This window comes from Gilliamella sp. ESL0443 (assembly GCF_019469165.1).
GTDB lineage: Bacteria > Pseudomonadota > Gammaproteobacteria > Enterobacterales > Orbaceae > Gilliamella > Gilliamella apicola_E.
Genome location: NZ_CP048263.1, coordinates 1,746,221 through 1,765,587, shown reverse-complemented (window position 1 = coordinate 1,765,587; position 19,367 = coordinate 1,746,221). Strand labels below are relative to the sequence as shown.

The window sequence follows — 19,367 nt, the reverse complement described above, 5'->3', positions numbered from 1 at the left end:
TAGAGTAGGATTGCATCATGGTTGACTATCAAGGTAAAAAAGTTGTTATTATCGGATTAGGGATAACAGGACTTTCGTGTGTTGACTATTTTCTTGCTCAGAATGTTATACCGAAAGTGATTGATACACGTTTATCTCCTTCAGGATTAGAGCAATTAGATGATCGTGTTATTTATCATTTAGGAAATCTAAATATAGACTGGCTATTTGAAGCAGATCTGATTATTGCCAGTCCTGGTATTGCATTATCTACACCTGAATTACAAAAAGCCGCTGAAAAAGGTATTGAGATTGTTGGTGATGTCGAGCTTTTTTGCCGTGAAGTTAATCAAGATAGAAATAAAAAAATTATTGCTATTACAGGGGCAAATGGTAAAACAACCGTTACTACATTGGTTGGGGATATTGTCAAAGAGGCTGGATTAAAAGTTGGCGTAGGTGGCAATATCGGTGAACCTGCTCTTTCACTATTAAAACAAGATTGTGATATTTATGTGTTAGAACTTTCGAGTTTTCAGTTAGAAACGACATCAAGCTTACAAGCTTCTGTGGCAACAATATTGAATATTTCCGAAGACCATATGGATCGTTATCCTCTTGGTTTAATGCAGTATGCTGAAGCTAAACAACGTATTTATCACAATGCAAAATGTTGTGTAATTAATCATGATGATAAATTAACTAAACCAAAGAATAATCATCACCACTGTGTTTCATTTGGAATAAAGGCTGGAGATTATCATTTAGATGATAATTATGAATACTTGATTGCACAACAAAAGCCAGTCCTAGCGACTAACGCAATGAAATTAATTGGATGTCATAATTATTTGAATGCATTAGCAGCATTAGCTATTGCCGATAGTTTAAACATTGATCGTGATTCAAGTTTGAAAACTATTGCTAATTTTCAGGGGTTACCTCATCGCTTTGAGTTAGTATTTGATAGTAATGGGGTAAAATGGATTAATGACTCTAAAGCAACAAATGTAGGTAGCACAGAAGCTGCTTTAAATAGTGTTATATGTAATGGAAAATTGTTTTTGTTGCTAGGTGGAGATGGCAAATCAGCAGACTTTTCACCTTTGATTCCTTATTTAAAAGGTAGAAATATTGAAATTTTCTGTTTTGGACGAGATCGAAATTTACTTGCTAATTTAGCTCCTAATATATCAACGATTACAGAAACGATGGCTGAAACTATTGAATGTATAGCTAAAAAAGTAGCACCAAAAGACGTGGTGTTGCTTTCGCCTGCTTGTGCAAGTTTAGATCAGTTTAAAAATTACATTGAACGCGGAAATCTTTTTGCACAACTTGCTAAGCAGTATACTCAAAGGGGTGAAAAATGACATTCTTTTGGATAAGAAAACAAGTAAATCCAAATATTCCTTTCGATAACCAGTTGCTTTGGACAGTGATTGGTTTAATGATATTTGGTTTAATTATGGTGACATCCTCATCAATGGCATTTAGTGAAAGTGCTCCTTTCTTTTATACCCAACGCGAGTTAATCCAAATTGGAATGTCGCTATTTTTAATGTGTATAGCTTTATATATTCCTATGCAACGTTGGCAACAATTTGGATCAGTTTTATTAATTATTTCAATTATCATGCTGATAGTGGTTTTGGGGATTGGTTCTTCAATTAATGGTGCGTCGCGCTGGATTCCGTTAGGTGTTTTTAATTTTCAACCAGCTGAGCTTTCTAAATTATCATTATTTCTATTTTTAGCAGGTTATCTAGCTCGTAAATCAGATGAAGTTCAAAACGGATTTTGGGGCTTTTTTAAACCTATGGTGGTGATGGCTGTTTTATCAATTTTATTACTAAAACAGCCTGACTTAGGTACGGTGATTGTATTATTCATGGTCACAATTGGCATTTTATTTATTGCTGGTGCACAATTATGGCAATTTATTGCCATTTTACTAACTGGGGTTGGTGCAGTTGCTTGCCTTATTTTATATGAATCTTACCGTTTGACACGTTTAATGACATTCCTTGATCCATGGCAAGATGCCACTGGAGCCGGTTATCAGCTTGTTGCTTCATTAATGGCTATTGGTAATGGTGGTATAACTGGACAAGGAATTGGTAATTCTATTTTTAAATTACGCTATCTACCTGAATGTCATACTGATTTTATTTTTTCAATTATTTCAGAAGAGTATGGATATATCGGTGTCGTAGCTTTGTTGTTATTACTTTTCTTTCTAACATTTAAAGCATTAGCTATAGGATATCGGGCGTTAAACGAAGGATCTCAATTTTCAGGCTATTTGGCTTGTGAAATCGGCATTTGGTTTGGTTTTCAAACTTTTGTTAATGTTGGTGTAACATCCGGTATGTTACCTACAAAAGGTTTAACTTTGCCATTTATTAGTTATGGCGGCTCAAGCCTTATTGTAATGAGTATTGCAGTTGCAATATTACTAAGAATAGATTTTGAGTTTAGACAACAACAAGCTCAAGCAAGAATAAGGTCAATTAAATAATGAAAAAGTTATTAGTCATGGCTGGTGGTACTGGTGGGCATGTATTCCCTGGTATTGCTGTTGCTCATCATTTAATGAAACAAGGTTGGCAAGTAAGATGGTTAGGTACAGCTGATCGTATGGAGGCACAGTTAGTGCCTGAAAATGGAATTGAAATAGACTTTATTCAAATATCAGGACTACGTGGCAAAGGTAAACTAGCATTATTAAAAGCGCCTTATAAAATATTGAAAGCTGTTTTACAAGCTAGGAAAATTTTAAAAGCGTATCGTCCTGATGTTGTTTTAGGTATGGGCGGGTATGTTTCAGGGCCTGGTGGAATAGCTGCCAAAAGTTTAGGTATTCCAGTGGTACTACATGAACAAAATGGCATTGCGGGATTAACAAATAAATATTTGGCTAAAATTGCAACTAAAGTTTTACAAGCTTTTCCAACAGCATTTAAAAATGCTGAAGTGGTTGGTAATCCAGTTCGTAGTGACTTATTAACAATTGAAGAACCCAGTGAAAGACTCAAAAATAGACAAGGCCCTATTAGAGTCTTGGTTATGGGTGGTAGTCAAGGCGCCAAAGTAATCAATACTGTTGTTCCTCAAGCAATATCAAAATTGTCTGATAAATTTATTGTTTGGCATCAAACGGGCAAAGGAATGTTAGATGATGTAATTAAATCTTATCAGAACTGTAACATTAACCAAGTAACAGAATTTATTAGTGATGTTAAAGAAGCCTATAGTTGGGCTGATATAGTTATTTGTCGAAGCGGTGCATTAACTGTGAGTGAAATAGAAGTTGTTGGTATTGGTGCTATTTTTGTTCCTTTTATGCATAAAGATCGCCAGCAATTTTGGAATGCAAAATCTTTAGCTGATATTGATGCAGCTAAGATTATTGAACAGCATGATTTTAATGTTGATTCATTATTTCAATTACTTTCAAACCTAAGTCGACAAGAATTAGTTGAAATGGCTGTAAAAGCGAAAAGTTTATCCATTATAAATTCGACAGAAAGAGTGGCAGAAACACTGATTTCAGTGGTAAAATAACGAATTTTATTTATAATTTTAAGTAACAGTTTTGTTAAGTTCTGTTTGAGATCAAAAAATGACTTTACTTAATAAATAATTAACCAGGGGTTTAATAGTGAATACTAAGGAATTAGCTGAATTAAGAGCAATCATTCCAGAAATGAAACGTGTCAAACATATCCATTTTGTGGGTATTGGCGGTGCCGGAATGGGAGGGATTGCTGAAGTTCTTGCTAATGAAGGCTATCAAATTAGCGGTTCTGATATTGCTGAAAATGCAGTAACACAACATTTAGAAACATTAGGCGCAAAGATTGTTATCGGACATGCTGCTGAAAATGTTCTTAGTGCAAGTGTTGTTGTTATCTCATCAGCGATTTCTCAAGATAATATAGAAGTCGTTGCAGCTAGAGAAGCTCGTATTCCTGTAATTCAACGAGCTGAAATGTTAGCCGAATTAATGCGTTTTCGATATGGTATAGCTATTGCAGGAACCCATGGTAAAACGACTACCACAGCAATGGTAACGGCTATTTATGCAGAAGCTAAACTCGATCCAACTTTTGTAAATGGTGGTTTGGTTAAAGCAGCAGGAACCCATGCTAGATTAGGTAGTAGTCGATATTTTATTGCAGAAGCCGATGAAAGTGATGCTTCATTTTTACACTTACAGCCTATGGTATCTATAGTAACTAATATTGAACCTGATCATATGGATACTTATCAAGGAAGTGTTGAGAATCTTAAACAAACCTTTATTTCCTTTTTACGTAATCTTCCTTTTTATGGATTAGCTGTTATGTGTTATGACGATCCTATTAATCGTGAATTGTTACCGATTGTTGGTCGTAAAATTATCACTTATGGTTTTAGTGAAGAAGCCGATGTTGTTATTAAAAATTATCGTCAGGAAAGAGGCGTTAGTTACTACACAGTATGTCGCCCAGATCATAACGATTTAGAAATTGAATTAAATGCACCTGGCAAACATAATGCCTTAAACTCAGCAGCAGCAATTATCGCTGCGACTGAAGATGGTATTGATGATAATTCAATTATACAAGCTTTAGCAAAATTTGCTGGAACTAGCCGTCGATTCGATCTATTAGGTATTTTTCCTGATGGAAATGGAAAAGATATTATGATGGTTGATGATTACGGACATCACCCAAGCGAAGTTAATTCCACAATTCAGGCTGCTCGAAATGGTTGGCCTGACCGTAGATTGGTGATGTTATTTCAACCACATAGATTTACGCGTACTCGTGATTTATTTGATGATTTTGCGCAGGTTCTTTCTCAAGTTGATGCGTTAGTTATGTTAGATGTATATTCTGCTGGTGAACAGCCTATTGCAGGCGCAGATAGTCGATCACTTTGCCGTTCAATTCGTAATCGTGGAAAAGTTGATCCAATTTATGTTTCTGATTTAGATCTTCTACCTGAAATAATGAAAGAATTATTACAAGGTGGGGATTTGTTATTAACTCAAGGTGCTGGAAGCGTTGGCCGAGTTGCCCGTCAGTTAGCCAGTAGCCAACTATTTTCAAAAGAGGTTTTATAATAATGGTTGATAAAGTTGCTGTGTTGTATGGTGGGACCTCTGCTGAACGAGAAGTATCACTAAAATCAGGTAAAGCAGTATTTTCAGGGTTACAAGAAAATGGTATTGATGCTCATCTTATCGATACTAAAGATCATTGTATAACAAATTTGAAGCAAGAAGGGTTTACTAAAGCTTTTATTATTTTACATGGTCGAGGTGGCGAAGATGGTATTACCCAAGCTATTTTAACTTATCAAAACATTCCTTATACCGGAAGTGATGTTTTATCATCAGCTTTAACCATGGATAAGTTAAAAACAAAACTAGTTTGGAAATCACTTGGTTTACCTGTTGCTGATTACGTTATGGTTGAAAAATCGCAATTAATTGACATTGAAAATATTGTTAAAAATCTTGGATTACCATTATTTGTTAAACCAAGCCATGAAGGCTCAAGTGTTGGTATGACAAGAGTTGATAAGGCAGAAGAATTAAAAGCTGCTATTGATGTTGCATTCAAATATGATAATACCGTAATGGTTGAATCGTTTTTATCAGGCCCTGAGTTTACCGTTGCGATAGTTGGTGATGAGGTTTTACCAGCAATTTACATTAAGCCTGCTACCAATTTTTATGATTATGATGCAAAGTATTTGTCAGATAAAACCCAATATTTCTGTCCAAGCGGATTATCTGATGAAAAAGAACAAGAGATTCGTAAATTAGCTTTAGATGCTTATAAAGCCGTTGGTTGCCGAGGTTGGGGTAGAGTGGACATTATGTTTGATAATAATGAAAAACCATATTTACTTGAAGTAAACACTGCTCCAGGCATGACAGACCATAGTTTAGTACCAATGGCAGCAAAAGAATACGGATGGTCATTTAGTGAATTGGTTAAACGTATTTTACAATTAGCAACCATATAATTGGCTTTATTTTTATGAAAAAAGTCCGACAAGCAGCACACAAACGAGAACACCAAAATAGAAGAAGGTTGCTTGTTTTTCGTAATTCAGAACAAATGATAGGTTTTTTGTTCTTTATTATAATTATTTGTATTAGTGCCTGGGCTATCAATTGTGTTAAGAACTGGATGGAAGATCCAGATCAGATGGTTTTATCACAATTGACTTTAAGTGGAGAGTATACTTACACAACTGAAGATGATCTTCGACAAGCAATATTAGGTTTAGGATTGCCAAATACCTATATAGGACAGGATGTTGACGATATTCAACAAGAAATAATGCGATACCCTTGGGTTAAACAAGCTAGTATCCGTAAGCAATGGCCGGATAGGTTGATTGTTTATATTGAAGAATACAAACCTGCATTTTACTGGAATGATTTATATCTACTTGATAATGCTGGCAATGTATTTAGTGTGCCATTAGATCGTTTGGGTGAATTGCAATTACCTAGGATATATGGCCCTGAAGGTAAAGCAAAAACAATATTAGAAACGTATTTTAAGCTAGAAGAAATTTCTAGAAAGTTAGCTAATAACAAGTTTGCATCAGAAATTAAAGCAGCTATAGCTGATGAACGTAATGCTTGGCAATTGCTGATTAAACAATGTACAGCTGATTTATGTTCTGAAAGTCAGGATATAAAATTGATAGTTGGTAGTGAAAAAATAGAACAACGCTATCAACAATTTATTAAATTATTTCCTGAAATTCAGTCTAGAATGCCAGCTGATGAAAAAATAACGGCTGCTGATTTGCGTTATGAAAACGGCATCGCAGTACAACGAGAAAAAATATCGCAATAAGGAATAAATAAAGGCTTAAGTATGAAAGCAACAGAGAAAAAATTGGTTGTTGGACTTGAAGTTGGCACATCCAAAGTACTTGCCCTTGTCGGTGAAGTGCTTCCTGATGGTGTGGTCAATATTATAGGTGTTGGACATTGTCCATCGAAAGGCGTTGATAAAGGTGGTGTAAATGACCTTGAATCAGTTGTTAAATCAATCCAACGAGCAGTTGACCAAGCTGAATTAATGGCTGATTGCCAAATATCTTCTGTTTATTTAAGCCTATCGGGTAAACACATTCGTTGTCAAAATGAAATAGGTATGGTGCCAATTGCTGATGAAGAGGTTACGGCAGAAGATGTCGAAAACGTAGTTCATACAGCTAAGTCCGTTCGAATATTAGATGAACATCGTATTTTGCACGTTATTGCTCAAGAGTATTCAATTGATTTACAAGAAGGTATTAAAAATCCTATCGGATTATCTGGTGTAAGAATGAAAGCGAAAGTTCATTTGGTCACCTGTCATAATGATATGGCAAGAAATATTGTTAAGGCTGTTGAACGTTGTGGTTTAAAAGTTGATCAACTTATTTTCTCTGGGTTGGCTTCTAGTTATGCAGTCTTGACTGATGATGAAAAAGAATTAGGTGTATGTGTTATTGATATCGGTGGCGGAACAATGGATGTTACTGTTTATACCGGTGGTGCATTACGTCATTCGGTAGTTATTCCTTATGCTGGCAATGTTGTTACTAGTGATATCGCTTATGCATTTGGTGCACCGCCAATGGATGCAGAAAATATCAAAATTCGTTATGGTTGTGCTGTCGGTTCATTAGTTGGTAAAGATGAAGTTATTGATGTGCCGAGTGTTGGAGGACGACCATCACGCTCATTACAAAGACAAACATTAGCAGATGTAATAGAACCACGCTATTCAGAACTTTTATCTTTAGTCCAAAAAGAATTACTAGTGTTACAAGATGAACTTAAGAAACAAAATGTGAAATATCAGTTGGCGGCAGGGATTGTTTTAACTGGTGGAGCAGCTCAAATTAAAGGCATGGTTGAGTGTGCTGAAAAAGTTTTTCAAAATCAAGTTCGTATTGGACAACCTTTGAATATTTCAGGATTAACTGATTATGTGCAAAAGCCTTATTGTTCTACAACCGTAGGCTTATTGCACTATGGAAAACAAAGTTTATTAAATGATGATACTAAAGATAGCAATAAATCATCATTGAAAGGGATAGCTAAAAGATTGACCGGTTGGTTTAAAAAAGAATTTTAGCTAATATATTTAATAACTTCGTAGACATTGTAGCTGGTTATCTGTACAATGTTGTTAGATCGTAAATTTGGAGATAAGTTATGTTTGAGCCTATGGTTGCGGATGATGAGCCAGCAGCAGTCATTAAAGTTATTGGTGTAGGTGGCGGCGGCGGTAATGCTGTTGAGCATATGATTGCTGAACATATTGAAGGCGTTGAGTTTTTTGCAGCAAATACTGATGCACAAGCATTGAAAAGAATTAAAGTTGGTCAAACTATCCAAATCGGTAATAATGTGACCAAAGGACTTGGTGCTGGAGCTAATCCAGAAGTGGGAAGGAATTCAGCAGAAGAAGATCGTGATGTTATTCGTAGTGCGATTGAGGGTGCCGACATGGTATTCATCGCAGCCGGAATGGGTGGCGGAACAGGAACAGGTGCAGCTCCTGTTGTTGCAGAAATTGCTAAAGAACTCGGTATTTTAACTGTAGCTGTTGTTACAAAGCCTTTTGGATTTGAAGGTAAAAAACGTATGGCTTTTGCTGAGCAAGGTATTGCTGAGTTAGCTAAACACGTTGACTCTCTTATCACAATTCCAAATGATAAATTATTAAAAGTATTAGGTCGAGGCGTTAAGCTATTAGACGCTTTTGCTGCTGCTAATGGTGTTTTAAAAGGTGCAGTACAAGGTATTGCTGAATTAATTACCAAACCTGGTCATATCAACGTTGACTTTGCCGACGTTAGAACGGTAATGTCCGAAATGGGTTACGCTATGATGGGTTCTGGTCGTGCGAGTGGTGATAACCGTGCCGAAGAAGCTGCTGAAATGGCTATTTCAAGCCCGTTACTTGAAGATATTGATTTATCGGGTGCACGTGGCGTGTTAGTTAATGTTACAGCTGGTCTTGATCTTGGTTTAGAAGAATTTGAAACTGTTGGTAGTACTGTTAGAGCTTTTGCTTCTGACAATGCAACTGTGGTTGTTGGTACTACATTTGATCCAGACATGTCTGATGAAATTCGTGTTACAGTAGTTGCAACTGGTATTGGTATGGATAAACGTCCAGAAGTTAAAATTAATAAGCCAGTTACATCACATGGTTCATTATTTGGCCAAACAAATCATTTGCCACAGCAACAAGAGGAACCAATGCCTAAAGTTGTTAATGAACCAGCGGTTTCTCCAATGGAAGAACATAAAATTTTAGATATTCCTGCTTTTATCCGTAAGCAGGCTAATTAGTATTGAACTTATTTGATTTCTTATTGTCTAATGGATAATGGAAGCGAATAAAAAGAGTAGGTGCGAAGTGAAACAAAGAACCTTAAAAAAGACAATTCAAGCAACTGGTGTCGGTTTACATACTGGCAAAAAAGTTACTTTGACTTTACGTCCTGCGCCAGAGAACACAGGTGTTATTTATCGCCGTACAGATTTAAATCCGTATGTTGATTTTCCTGTGGATGCAAAATCTGTGCGTGATACAATGCTTTGTACCTGTTTGGTTAATGAAGATAATGTTCGTATTTCAACTGTTGAACATATCAATTCTGCATTAGCTGGGCTCGGTATAGATAATATTATTATTGAAGTAAATGCGCCCGAAATCCCAATTATGGACGGAAGTGCAAGCCCATTCGTTTACTTATTATTAGATGCTGGAATTACTGAGCAAAATGCGCTGAAAAAATTCATACGAGTTAAAGAAACTGTTCGTGTCGAAAATGGTGATAAATGGGCAGAGGTAAGACCATATAGTGGTTTTCGATTAGATTTCACTATTGATTTTCGTCATCCAGCTATTGATAACAGTTCACAACGTTACCAATTGGATTTTTCTTCAGAGTCTTTTATTCGTCAAATCAGTCGTGCAAGAACGTTTGGATTTATGCGAGATATTGAAGCATTACAATCTAAAGGATTATGTTTAGGCGGTAGCTTAGATTGTGCAATTGTTGTTGACGATTATAAAGTTCTTAATGAAGATGGTCTTCGTTTTGAAGATGAATTTGTACGTCATAAAATGCTAGATACCATTGGTGACTTATACATGAGTGGCCATAATATGATTGGTGAAGTAGTGTGTTATAAATCAGGTCACGCTTTAAATAACCAACTATTGCAAGCGTTATTAGCTAAACAAGATGCTTGGGAATATGTCACCTTTGATGAAGAACAAAATGTTCCTGTTGCTTTAGGTACAAGACAGCTTGTTTTAGCATAAGTCATTAAAATCGTATTATAAATTTACTAACGCTTCCGATTTGGAGGCGTTTTTTATTTTAGAATCAATGAGATAATCATAATGAATAACAGCCATTTTTTTGCTCATTTATCGCGTTTAAAACTAATTAATCGTTGGCCTTTAATGCGTAACGTGAGAACTGAAAATGTATCAGAACATAGCCTTCAAGTTGCTTTTGTTGCACATGCTTTAGCGATAATTAAAAACAAACGATTTAATGGTAATGTTAACCCTGAACGCATAGCATTACTGGCTATGTATCATGATGCATCAGAAGTATTAACGGGTGATTTACCGACACCAACTAAATATTACAACCCACAGATCACATCTGAATACAAAAAGATTGAAAAAATAGCTCAAAATAAACTCATTAATATGTTGCCAAAAGAGTTACAAGATGACTTTAAAACACTAATTGATGACGATTATTATGATGAAGATGAAAAAAGCATTGTAAAACAAGCAGATGCTTTGTGTGCATATCTTAAAACAATTGAAGAGCTTAGTGCGGGTAATAATGAGTTTAGGTTAGCAGAACAACGATTGAAAAAAACATTATCAGATCGTAATACTCCAGAAATGGATTATTTTTTAGATGTATTTGTCCCAAGTTTCAGCTTATCATTAGATGAAATTACAATGGATGAATAGTTTTAGTCAACTGAGTAATCATTTACAGCACAATTAATAACGAAGTAAATAAACTATTTTTGATAAATATAACGTTTTACTGGACGGCCAATTGGTAAATAGGTCAAATGGCTTTCTATTTCTCCTAACTCTTCTAAATAATCAAGATATTTCTTAACCGATATCCTAGATAAAGGAATCAATTCGATAATATCGCTCATAGAGAAATCTTGTTGATAGTTAACAATAACATCTCGAACAGATTGTAAAGTTTGTGAGTCGATTCCCTTTGGTAATCTATTTGTAGTATTAAAGTTTTTAGTGAAAATTCGATCATCTAATTGATTCTGGTTTAGTATTTCGGAAGATGATAATAGGCGAACCCTTTCTTGATATGAAATCAAAGCCGTACGAAATCTCTCAAAAGTGAAGGGTTTAACAATATAATCAATGACTCCTAAACGTAATGCGGTTTGGATATCATTGGTATTACATGCGGCGGTTACCATAATAATATCTATTTTAGGGTAACTAATTCGAATATATTTTAACAGATCAAGACCATTTAGTTTTGGCATGAAAACGTCAAGCAACAATAGATCAATATGATTATCATGGATAAAATGTAGCGCTTGTTCGCCATTAGTAACAGTTGCCACTAAATTAAAACCAGGAAGCATTTGCAAATATTTTTTATTGAGCTCTGCTACCATCGGATCATCTTCAACAATTAAAACTTCTACCATATGATTATTTTTTCCTATAAATCTCTTCTAATGGTAATAATACCTTAAAGCAAGTCCCTTTTTTATTATCAGAATCACATAATTGTATTTGCCCATCTAACTCATCAATACTAGCTAACACTAAATAAAGCCCAAAACCACGATTATCGCCCTTTGTCGAATAGCCTTTTTGAAAAATATATTGAATATCATTTTCAGAAATACCTTCACCATTATCATTGATTTCAATCTGAAAATTAGAATTATCAATAACTAAACTCACCTTTATCTGCTTATCATCTAAAAATTGTACTGCATCAAGTCCATTATCAATTAAATTACCAAGTATTGTAACTAAACCATGTGTCACAGATGTATCTGTTATTGGTGCCAAAATACCATCAATATTAAACGTTAATGTCACATTTAGCTCACGTGCTCGGCTAAATTTACTATTTAAAAATCCTGCAATAATTGGATCTTTAATATATTGACTGACAAGTTTAGATTCCGCTTGTTGATTGCCAATAATTTCTTCAAGATAATCAATTAATTCAGATTTATTGTCATTAAAGGCTAACCCATAAATGACATGTAATTTATTATTAAACTCATGAGATTGTGAACGTAAAGCATCGGCATAACGATTAACTCCTGTTAAATTTTCTGCCAATCTACGTACTTCTGTCATATCTCTAAATGAAGCAATAGCTCCAACTAAAATATCATTAACAAATAATGGAGTTCGATTGGTTAGTATCACCACCCCATTAATATTTTGTTCACAATCATATTCAGCTTTTCCACTCATCATCACTTCATGCAGTCGAGTATTTGGAATAAAGTCACCAATAGGTAAGCTTATAATATTTTCTTTATCTTTTTTAATGCGCAAAATTCTAATTGCTTCATCATTGATCTGTGTAATTAATCCATCTCGATTGATAACCACAATGCCTTCTTTTACCGTTCGGATAATAGCATTTCGCTCAGCAAATAGCTGTGCCATTTCAACTGGCTCAAGGCCGTATAAAATTTTCTTTATATTGCGAGATAACAAATAGGCCAAAAGAATAGCTATCGATAATGAAGCAAACAAGGATAGCCAAATCGGCTGACTTGTTCTTGATGCTAAATGATTAATTTTTTGCAAGGTCTGACCAACTAAAACTACACCAATTTGTTGATCTTTATCATTCATAATTGGCTTAAAAGCCCGAACAGAATCTCCCAATGTGCCTTTCGCAATTGAAGTATAGGACTCACCATTTAATGCGCGCTGTTCATCTCCGCCGACTATAGTTTGACCTATTTTATTTTCATCGGGATGCGAATATCGAACGCCTTGCATATTAAATATCACAATAAAATCAGTTTGTGTTAATACTCTGGATTGTTCTGTTGTTTTTTGAATGGAAGCAATATTTTGTGGTGTTGGATTTTGTATTTCGTCAATGATACTTTGTGATGTAGAGATAATATTTGCGATATTCTCAACTCGTTGGCGAGAGTTGATAAGATATTCGTTATTCACTACATGAACAATATAAATATTTTGTGCAATAACTGAAAGTATAAACACTAAGCAAATCAGGCTTATTAACTTAACTTTGAGTGGTAATTTATTAAATAAATATCTCATTCTCATTTACTGTATAAAAAGCGATCACTTACTATCATAACTTATTAGGCAGGAAAACCTACTAATAAATTTCGTATTAGTAGGTTTTTAGCTAATTTAATCGACTATTAAAGATTATTTGCTGCATTTTTTACACTTTCAGCAACCACCTTGGCTACATTAGGTTCAAATGCATTTGGCAATATACAATCAATTGATAGTTTGTCAGGTGTAATGATATTGGCTAATCCTTTTGCTGCTGCAAGCTGCATGGCCAATGTAATATTTTTTGCTCTAGCATCTAAAGCGCCTCTAAATATGCCAGGGAATGCTAGAACATTATTAATTTGATTCGGATAATCACTACGCCCAGTACCGACAATATAAGCACCAGCTGCTTTAGCTTCGTCTGGGAATATTTCTGGTGTTGGATTTGCCATAGCAAAAATAATTGATTTTTCTGCCATCGTTTTAACCCAATCTGCTTTTAATACTCCTGGGGCTGAAACACCAATAAACACATCAGCACCTTTAACCGCATCTTGTAATGTACCTTTTTGTTTGTTCTTATTGGTTCTCTTCGCCATGGCTAAATGGTGAGGTGGTAAAGAAAGATCATCTTCGGATAAAATACCAATCTTATCGACAATTTTAAGATCGGTTACTCCAGCGGCTAATAACATATCGGCAATTGCTAAACCAGCTGCTCCGCCACCGTTAATCACCACCTTGGCCGATTCGATCGACTTACCTGCAACTTTAAGTGCATTATAAAGCGCTGCTAATACAACGATTGCTGTACCATGTTGATCATCATGGAATACAGGAATATCTAATAATTCTTGTAATCGTTTTTCAATCTCAAAACACCTTGGTGCACTAATATCTTCTAGATTGATACCGCCAAATGAGGGCGCTAATGCTGCTATATGTTTAACTAACTCATCTGGATCTTGAGTATTAATTGATAAAGGTATTGCATCAACATCTGCAAATTGTTTAAATAAAATTGCCTTGCCTTCCATTACTGGAATTGCTGCTTCTGGCCCAATATTTCCTAACCCTAAAACAGCTGAACCATCAGTGATAACCGCAACTAAATTACGTTTACTGGTATATTCATAAACTGAATCGGGATTTTTAGCAATTTCTGTGCAAACTGCCGCAACTCCTGGTGTATAAGCAACACTAAGATCTGCCATTGAATTAACAGGGACTTTCGAGTGGGTTTCAAATTTACCGTGCATTTGTTTACTGATTGCTAACGCTTTTTCTTGTACTGTTGTCATAATGCTTACCTTTTTAAATACTTAAAACTATATTTAATATTTTTTGAGATCAAACCAATATTTATCTCAAACTGCTTTTAAAACTTCTAATTCATTCTTTAATGTTTATAAAACTACATATGTAAATAACGCATCAGTGCCGTGGTGCATATCACCATTAAAGCTCCCCCTAATCGTGTTGCAACTTGAGCAAAAGGCATCAAGTTCATTCTGTTGGCTGTTGAAAGTATTGCTACATCACCAGTTCCACCCATTCCACTTTGGCAAGATGAAATAATAGATGCCTCAACTGGATACATTTTTAAGAAGAAGCTACAAACAAATCCTGTCATTGAAACAGTGAAGACGATAGAGATAATGGTAATAAAGTATGGGATAGTTAATACTTTAACTACGCTATTTAAATCTATATAAAGTAGCCCAAGTCCTGCCATTAATGGAAAGGTAAAGTTGCCTGAGATAAATTTGTACCATTGTTGGCTTCCTCGTTCGACACTCGCTGGTAATAAACGAAAATATTTAACTACAGCGGTAGCAATAATCATTAAAACAGGACCAGGGAAATGAGTTACTTTTTCTAAAATCATACCGAAGATAAATAGCGTAGCTAAAATCATAACTGCGCCACTCATTGCACGAGCATCAAGAGGTGTCTTATCATCTTTTAACGCTTCAGCTAAGCCATCAAATTCAATTTTTACTAATTGACCGTGCCCACTTAAGTGAGGTTTAACTTCACCAATTCGGCTCATAATCGCCGTAAAAGTGATTGCAAAAAAGTTACCTACAACAGTTGCAGGAATTAATGCGCTAACAAAAACATTATAATCTTGATTAAGGATATTGCTGTAGGCATTGGAAAGTTGCAAAACACCTTCACCAATTCCTCCTGCCATTACTGGTGAAACTGTATAAAAGAAGGCGTGCTCCCAATCATCACCAAAAGCTACGGCGACACAGACGCCAACAAACGCAGCTAAACACATACCTAATAGCATCGGAATCATCATTCGAATAAAGCCTTGAACTAAAATAACTCGATGCATACCAAGAATACTACCGCACACTAAACTGGCGATATAAAAGAGTAAAAAGTTAGAGTCTTTCATTAACATCTTTGTTGCTGATAAAGTATTCTCATCAAAAACGTTGTAGTAAACCAATAATGAAGGAACAATAAGTGACAAAATGGCAGGCGCCCCAAATTTTTTGAAAAATGGAATATTCTGCCCGACAGTGCCTAAAAACCAACCTAAAGGTAATATCACAGCAAAACCACCAATAAGGCTTTTAGGTAGCATATCTAATTGTGCAGCAATAATAACGATAATCGAACAAACTAAAAATATGGGGAGGGGAAGTGAACCTATATACATTTTGTTTTCTTTTATATCTTGTAACATACTCATAACTAAACCTCTTTATTTTTTTATAGCACATATGCAGTATAGTTATGCAGAAAGAAATCAGAAGAATAAGAAAGTTAACTAACTAGTTTTGTAACTAATGTAAGTATCTTAATAATTTTATGATTGATTTATATAGGTTTTTATGACAAAGTCACCTTTAAAATGGAAGAATTAGTAATGACTAATTTATTAGAAAGACTTTTATCAGTTATCTAATTAAAGAATGGATTGATGTCAAATTTTGACTATTTTTAGACTTAAAAAACCCCGCTCCTCAACTTTTTTTATACATCAATGAATCAACAATTTTTGTATTGTTTATCTAATAGATAACAAATAATTTAGGGAATAATAAATTAAGGAGTTAGTTTAATTAATATACTGAAAAGAAGGATATTACTTGCTTATTAGCTTCTTAGTTTATTATTTTATAGCTAGTCTTCACTCATCCTTTAATTTAACTAATTGATAGCCATTTTCAGTTGGTTTAATTTCAAAGGTTCCTAAATCTCGAACTGTTTTATCTTCTACGCCTTCACAGTCGCCAGAACGCTGGAATAAATTGATTTGTAATCGAAGATGTGTTTCATCAATTTTTTCAAAAGTACCTTCTGAACGGGTAAAACAATCGTTACCACACCAGGCAGAGTATTTTGATATGAAAGTACCATTAATATTAAAGGTTAACGAGTTACCGTAAATATATTTCGTTCCATTTGAACTTATATGTATTTTTTCAGCGGGAGGTTTCGATAACTCAAATAAATCCAATTTATGATTTACTACTTTATTAATTTGCCAAAAATCATTTTTCCAAAAGTCATTTATGTCATTTTGTGCAAAGCTATAAAATGGAAGCAATAATAAAAAAAGAATTTTTTTCATGATGAGTTTTACTTTTTAAAAAGTTTTGATAAAAATTGTGTATAGATTTTAGACTAAAAAAAAACGTTCCTCAACTGTAACTTTTTTTGAGGATGCAGTATTAATGTAATAAACAAGCTTGAATTTTATCGACTTCTTTATTGAGTGCATCAATAACTAAATCTGGGTGGGCTCTTTCTAAGGTTTTTACATTTTCAAACCCTTCATTGCCAATAGAACCAGTATATTGTTGAGCTTGTTTGATATTGCTAAATAGGTAACGGATATTTTTGGCATTGCGAGTTGCGGTTAATGTATAACTAACGAAGTATTTGGATTGTGATTGATAATTGGTAACAGCGTTAGCAACAATATTATTACCTTCAACTAATTTGATAGTATCACCACCATTTATCGTAATTGCTTGTTGAGAAGGCATATTATAATATGGCCACCATGCCGAACTTAAATAGTTTTCACGGTTCAAAACTACTGGGCTATTATCAAGTTCTTGTGCAATACAGAGTGATAATGAAGAATAAAGGATAGGTCGTGAAGTAATGTATTTATTTATGATATCCTCACCAGAAGTGTTTTGAGTAATTTCTACACCTTCTGTTTGATAGATTGACAGCATCTTCTGAGAAGAACAACCAGTTAGCAACGCAACTAAAACAGTAAAACCAATTAACTTTCTCATAACTCATCCTTCTTTGCATGATTAGTTTTATTCTAAACGGTTATAAAAGTATTTACCAGTATTTAGAACAGAAGGATTTAAATATTTTTTAGAGCTGAAAAGCATTAAAATGTATAATTTAATATATTGAATTAATTATATTTATTTGCAGTAAAATGAGAGAAGCTTGTCTTTCTCTCATTTAATTTATTAATCTTCTTTACCGCGAATTTTACGCGATAACCGTTTAAATCCGTGAGTAAATTTTTTAATTGCCATAGCCATGAAAGGAACATTAATTTTAATACCAAAGCGTTCACGTAATTCGATTGCATCATTGGCTTTAGTTAACCAAATAAAACCGGAGTTAGTTAAGTCTATTGCTTTGATTTTACCGTCTGGAGTTAAAATAAAGTTACCACCATGAACATCGTTTGAAACAAGACTATAGCTATGCAGTTTTTCAATGCATGCTTTAACTTGTTCTCCATATTCACGCATTTCATCCCATGTTAATGAGCGTCCTTCTATAAAATTAAAGATCATATAGTGGCGATTGGTGGTTTTATCAAAAGCAACTAAATAGAGTTCATAAGCGATATCGCATTTATCCAACGAAATTTTAGCTAGCTTACGAATTAGATTAAAATAAAAATCACCAGTTATTTTAGCAATAAGTCTACGTTCTAAACGATGCTCAACACCGCCATCAATTTTGAAAATAAATTTAGATTGATTGTGATTAATTAGATAAGTATATCTCTCAATTTTATCACTTGGATCGAGTAGCTCATGATGTCCTTCTTCGGCCAAAAATTGGTCAAAAAGTTCCAAATAATTTATCTCATCATTTTGTACGTAAGCGAACTTCATATTGCCGCGATCGATTTCAATAATGTTTGCAAAGTTATTCAAGTTTTAAAGTCCTAAGATACATCAAAAAATGAGTTTATCTTAAACACTATCAAGCTTAAAGTAAATGAAACAGTCAATATTAACAGGTGATGCGTGCGAAAAAATATTGGTTACTAGTTAGCTGAAGTTTATTTTACATAAAATTGGCAAAAGGCGGGCAAGTAACGTTTACTACAATAGCATTTTTGCTATGTCTCAGTGTATTTATTGCCAATAAAGTTAAATCAATCTTTACTCTAATTATGCAATTTAGCTTAGCGATTAAATACAAATGAGTTTATTGTTATCAGTTGATAGAATTATACAAATTAGGCTAAATCCTTGTATTAGCATTGTCAAATATAAAAAGGATGATATGACATTAATGTGGCTCTTTGACAAAGATGTCGATCTACCAAACCGATCATCTCTAATAATAGAACAGGACTTTACTGATTAAATTGGTTAAACAGCGTATTATATCCATCTAAATTACATCTACGTTTTAAATTTGGTTATGGGTAATCATTCTGCTATTTGGTTTTTGTATATTATCAGAACGGCTAAACACTCTTTATATACCGGTATCACAACTGATGTCGCCAGGCGTTTACGCCAGCATCAAAATGGTAAAGGAGCTAAACACCTTAAAGGGCATCATAATTTAACCGTTGTTTATCAAATCAGTGTAGGTGACAGATCAACCGCATTGAAACTTGAGTATCGTATAAAACAGCTTTCTAAACAGAAAAAAGAGCAACTGCTGGCAAACGACCCCGACTTAGTGAATTTATTAACTTTGATCAATCGATGATTTGCTCAATTGCAGAATATTGAATGATATTATTGTCCTGATTTGCAATAGAGGTTATTTGGCGTAATTTATTCTTGATACTGC

At 34.3% G+C, this 19,367-nt stretch carries 18 protein-coding genes; 11 read left to right on the top strand and 7 right to left on the bottom strand.

Annotated elements, in window-relative coordinates; all coding sequences use genetic code 11:
* The first annotated feature begins 17 nt into the window (after positions 1-17).
* The 10 genes from murD (at position 18) to yfbR (ending at position 11,009) form a co-directional block, all read left to right on the top strand.
* A complete protein-coding gene (gene murD / locus GYM76_RS08000; RefSeq protein WP_220225120.1) occupies positions 18-1,352 on the top strand; it encodes a UDP-N-acetylmuramoyl-L-alanine--D-glutamate ligase in 1,335 nt (444 codons plus the stop codon).
* Positions 1,349-2,500, top strand: coding sequence for a cell division protein FtsW (ftsW, locus tag GYM76_RS07995; protein ID WP_065562324.1), 1,152 nt, complete (start codon positions 1,349-1,351; stop codon positions 2,498-2,500). Before murD ends, ftsW begins: the two co-directional genes overlap by 4 nt.
* On the top strand, positions 2,500-3,546 hold the full coding sequence (murG, locus tag GYM76_RS07990) for an undecaprenyldiphospho-muramoylpentapeptide beta-N-acetylglucosaminyltransferase (protein WP_220225119.1): 1,047 nt from the start codon (positions 2,500-2,502) through the stop codon (positions 3,544-3,546). The genes ftsW and murG overlap by 1 nt, the downstream gene beginning before the upstream one ends.
* Before the next feature lie 97 nt (positions 3,547-3,643).
* Positions 3,644-5,092 carry a UDP-N-acetylmuramate--L-alanine ligase gene (gene murC / locus GYM76_RS07985; protein ID WP_370632547.1) on the top strand — a complete coding sequence of 483 codons (1,449 nt, stop codon included), beginning with the start codon at positions 3,644-3,646 and terminating at the stop codon, positions 5,090-5,092.
* 2 nt (positions 5,093-5,094) lie between these two features.
* A complete protein-coding gene (locus tag GYM76_RS07980; RefSeq protein WP_065734816.1) occupies positions 5,095-6,003 on the top strand; it encodes a D-alanine--D-alanine ligase in 909 nt (302 codons plus the stop codon).
* A gap of 14 nt (positions 6,004-6,017) precedes the next feature.
* The gene (locus GYM76_RS07975; RefSeq protein ID WP_081299464.1) at positions 6,018-6,851 is read left to right on the top strand and encodes an FtsQ-type POTRA domain-containing protein; all 834 of its coding nucleotides are present in this window, start codon (positions 6,018-6,020) and stop codon (positions 6,849-6,851) included.
* A 21-nt stretch (positions 6,852-6,872) separates the two neighbouring features.
* Positions 6,873-8,126, top strand: coding sequence for a cell division protein FtsA (gene ftsA / locus GYM76_RS07970; protein ID WP_065562320.1), 1,254 nt, complete (start codon positions 6,873-6,875; stop codon positions 8,124-8,126).
* A gap of 92 nt (positions 8,127-8,218) precedes the next feature.
* Entirely contained in the window at positions 8,219-9,352 is a 1,134-nt protein-coding gene (ftsZ, locus tag GYM76_RS07965) for a cell division protein FtsZ (RefSeq protein ID WP_370632624.1), read from the top strand.
* A gap of 37 nt (positions 9,353-9,389) precedes the next feature.
* Entirely contained in the window at positions 9,390-10,334 is a 945-nt protein-coding gene (gene lpxC, locus GYM76_RS07960; RefSeq protein WP_065734818.1) for a UDP-3-O-acyl-N-acetylglucosamine deacetylase, read from the top strand.
* An 81-nt stretch (positions 10,335-10,415) separates the two neighbouring features.
* Positions 10,416-11,009, top strand: coding sequence for a 5'-deoxynucleotidase (yfbR, locus tag GYM76_RS07955; protein WP_065562317.1), 594 nt, complete (start codon positions 10,416-10,418; stop codon positions 11,007-11,009).
* 53 nt (positions 11,010-11,062) lie between these two features.
* Here the strand turns inward: yfbR and GYM76_RS07950 are convergent, their stop codons facing one another.
* The 7 genes from GYM76_RS07950 to GYM76_RS07920 form a co-directional block, all read right to left on the bottom strand.
* Positions 11,063-11,734: a response regulator gene (locus GYM76_RS07950; RefSeq protein ID WP_220225118.1), complete on the bottom strand. Its 672-nt coding sequence runs from the start codon at positions 11,732-11,734 to the stop codon at positions 11,063-11,065.
* Positions 11,735-11,738: 4 nt separating this feature from the next.
* Positions 11,739-13,355, bottom strand: a complete 1,617-nt coding sequence (gene dcuS, locus GYM76_RS07945; RefSeq protein WP_065562315.1) for a DcuS/MalK family sensor histidine kinase — start codon at positions 13,353-13,355, stop codon at positions 11,739-11,741.
* Between the two features lie 107 nt (positions 13,356-13,462).
* The gene (locus tag GYM76_RS07940) at positions 13,463-14,623 is read right to left on the bottom strand and encodes an NADP-dependent malic enzyme (RefSeq protein WP_065562314.1); all 1,161 of its coding nucleotides are present in this window, start codon (positions 14,621-14,623) and stop codon (positions 13,463-13,465) included.
* A 113-nt stretch (positions 14,624-14,736) separates the two neighbouring features.
* Positions 14,737-16,032, bottom strand: a complete 1,296-nt coding sequence (locus GYM76_RS07935) for a 2-hydroxycarboxylate transporter family protein (protein ID WP_065562313.1) — start codon at positions 16,030-16,032, stop codon at positions 14,737-14,739.
* Positions 16,033-16,473: 441 nt separating this feature from the next.
* On the bottom strand, positions 16,474-16,917 hold the full coding sequence (locus GYM76_RS07930) for a hypothetical protein (protein ID WP_220225117.1): 444 nt from the start codon (positions 16,915-16,917) through the stop codon (positions 16,474-16,476).
* 100 nt (positions 16,918-17,017) lie between these two features.
* A complete protein-coding gene (locus tag GYM76_RS07925; protein WP_220225116.1) occupies positions 17,018-17,596 on the bottom strand; it encodes a hypothetical protein in 579 nt (192 codons plus the stop codon).
* Between the two features lie 189 nt (positions 17,597-17,785).
* Complete coding sequence (locus GYM76_RS07920) at positions 17,786-18,490, bottom strand: lipopolysaccharide core heptose(II) kinase RfaY (protein WP_220225115.1); 705 nt, start codon at positions 18,488-18,490, stop codon at positions 17,786-17,788.
* 496 nt (positions 18,491-18,986) lie between these two features.
* Here GYM76_RS07920 and GYM76_RS07915 point away from each other — a divergent pair, with 496 nt between their 5' ends.
* A complete protein-coding gene (locus GYM76_RS07915) occupies positions 18,987-19,283 on the top strand; it encodes a GIY-YIG nuclease family protein (protein ID WP_220225114.1) in 297 nt (98 codons plus the stop codon).
* Positions 19,284-19,367: the final 84 nt, after the last annotated feature.

What these genes read in the sequence shown, in the direction of transcription:
- GYM76_RS07935 (WP_065562313.1), bottom strand. Translation starts at nt 16,032, where the DNA reads ATGAGTATGTTACAAGATATAAAAGAAAACAAAATGTATATAGGTTCA.
- GYM76_RS07950 (WP_220225118.1), bottom strand. Translation starts at nt 11,734, where the DNA reads ATGGTAGAAGTTTTAATTGTTGAAGATGATCCGATGGTAGCAGAGCTC.
- GYM76_RS07925 (WP_220225116.1), bottom strand. Translation starts at nt 17,596, where the DNA reads ATGAGAAAGTTAATTGGTTTTACTGTTTTAGTTGCGTTGCTAACTGGT.
- ftsZ (WP_370632624.1), top strand. Translation starts at nt 8,219, where the DNA reads ATGGTTGCGGATGATGAGCCAGCAGCAGTCATTAAAGTTATTGGTGTA.
- GYM76_RS07940 (WP_065562314.1), bottom strand. Translation starts at nt 14,623, where the DNA reads ATGACAACAGTACAAGAAAAAGCGTTAGCAATCAGTAAACAAATGCAC.
- GYM76_RS07915 (WP_220225114.1), top strand. Translation starts at nt 18,987, where the DNA reads ATGGGTAATCATTCTGCTATTTGGTTTTTGTATATTATCAGAACGGCT.
- yfbR (WP_065562317.1), top strand. Translation starts at nt 10,416, where the DNA reads ATGAATAACAGCCATTTTTTTGCTCATTTATCGCGTTTAAAACTAATT.
- GYM76_RS07930 (WP_220225117.1), bottom strand. Translation starts at nt 16,917, where the DNA reads ATGAAAAAAATTCTTTTTTTATTATTGCTTCCATTTTATAGCTTTGCA.
- GYM76_RS07980 (WP_065734816.1), top strand. Translation starts at nt 5,095, where the DNA reads ATGGTTGATAAAGTTGCTGTGTTGTATGGTGGGACCTCTGCTGAACGA.
- lpxC (WP_065734818.1), top strand. Translation starts at nt 9,390, where the DNA reads ATGGAAGCGAATAAAAAGAGTAGGTGCGAAGTGAAACAAAGAACCTTA.
- murD (WP_220225120.1), top strand. Translation starts at nt 18, where the DNA reads ATGGTTGACTATCAAGGTAAAAAAGTTGTTATTATCGGATTAGGGATA.
- GYM76_RS07975 (WP_081299464.1), top strand. Translation starts at nt 6,018, where the DNA reads ATGAAAAAAGTCCGACAAGCAGCACACAAACGAGAACACCAAAATAGA.
- dcuS (WP_065562315.1), bottom strand. Translation starts at nt 13,355, where the DNA reads ATGAGATATTTATTTAATAAATTACCACTCAAAGTTAAGTTAATAAGC.
- murG (WP_220225119.1), top strand. Translation starts at nt 2,500, where the DNA reads ATGAAAAAGTTATTAGTCATGGCTGGTGGTACTGGTGGGCATGTATTC.
- ftsA (WP_065562320.1), top strand. Translation starts at nt 6,873, where the DNA reads ATGAAAGCAACAGAGAAAAAATTGGTTGTTGGACTTGAAGTTGGCACA.
- ftsW (WP_065562324.1), top strand. Translation starts at nt 1,349, where the DNA reads ATGACATTCTTTTGGATAAGAAAACAAGTAAATCCAAATATTCCTTTC.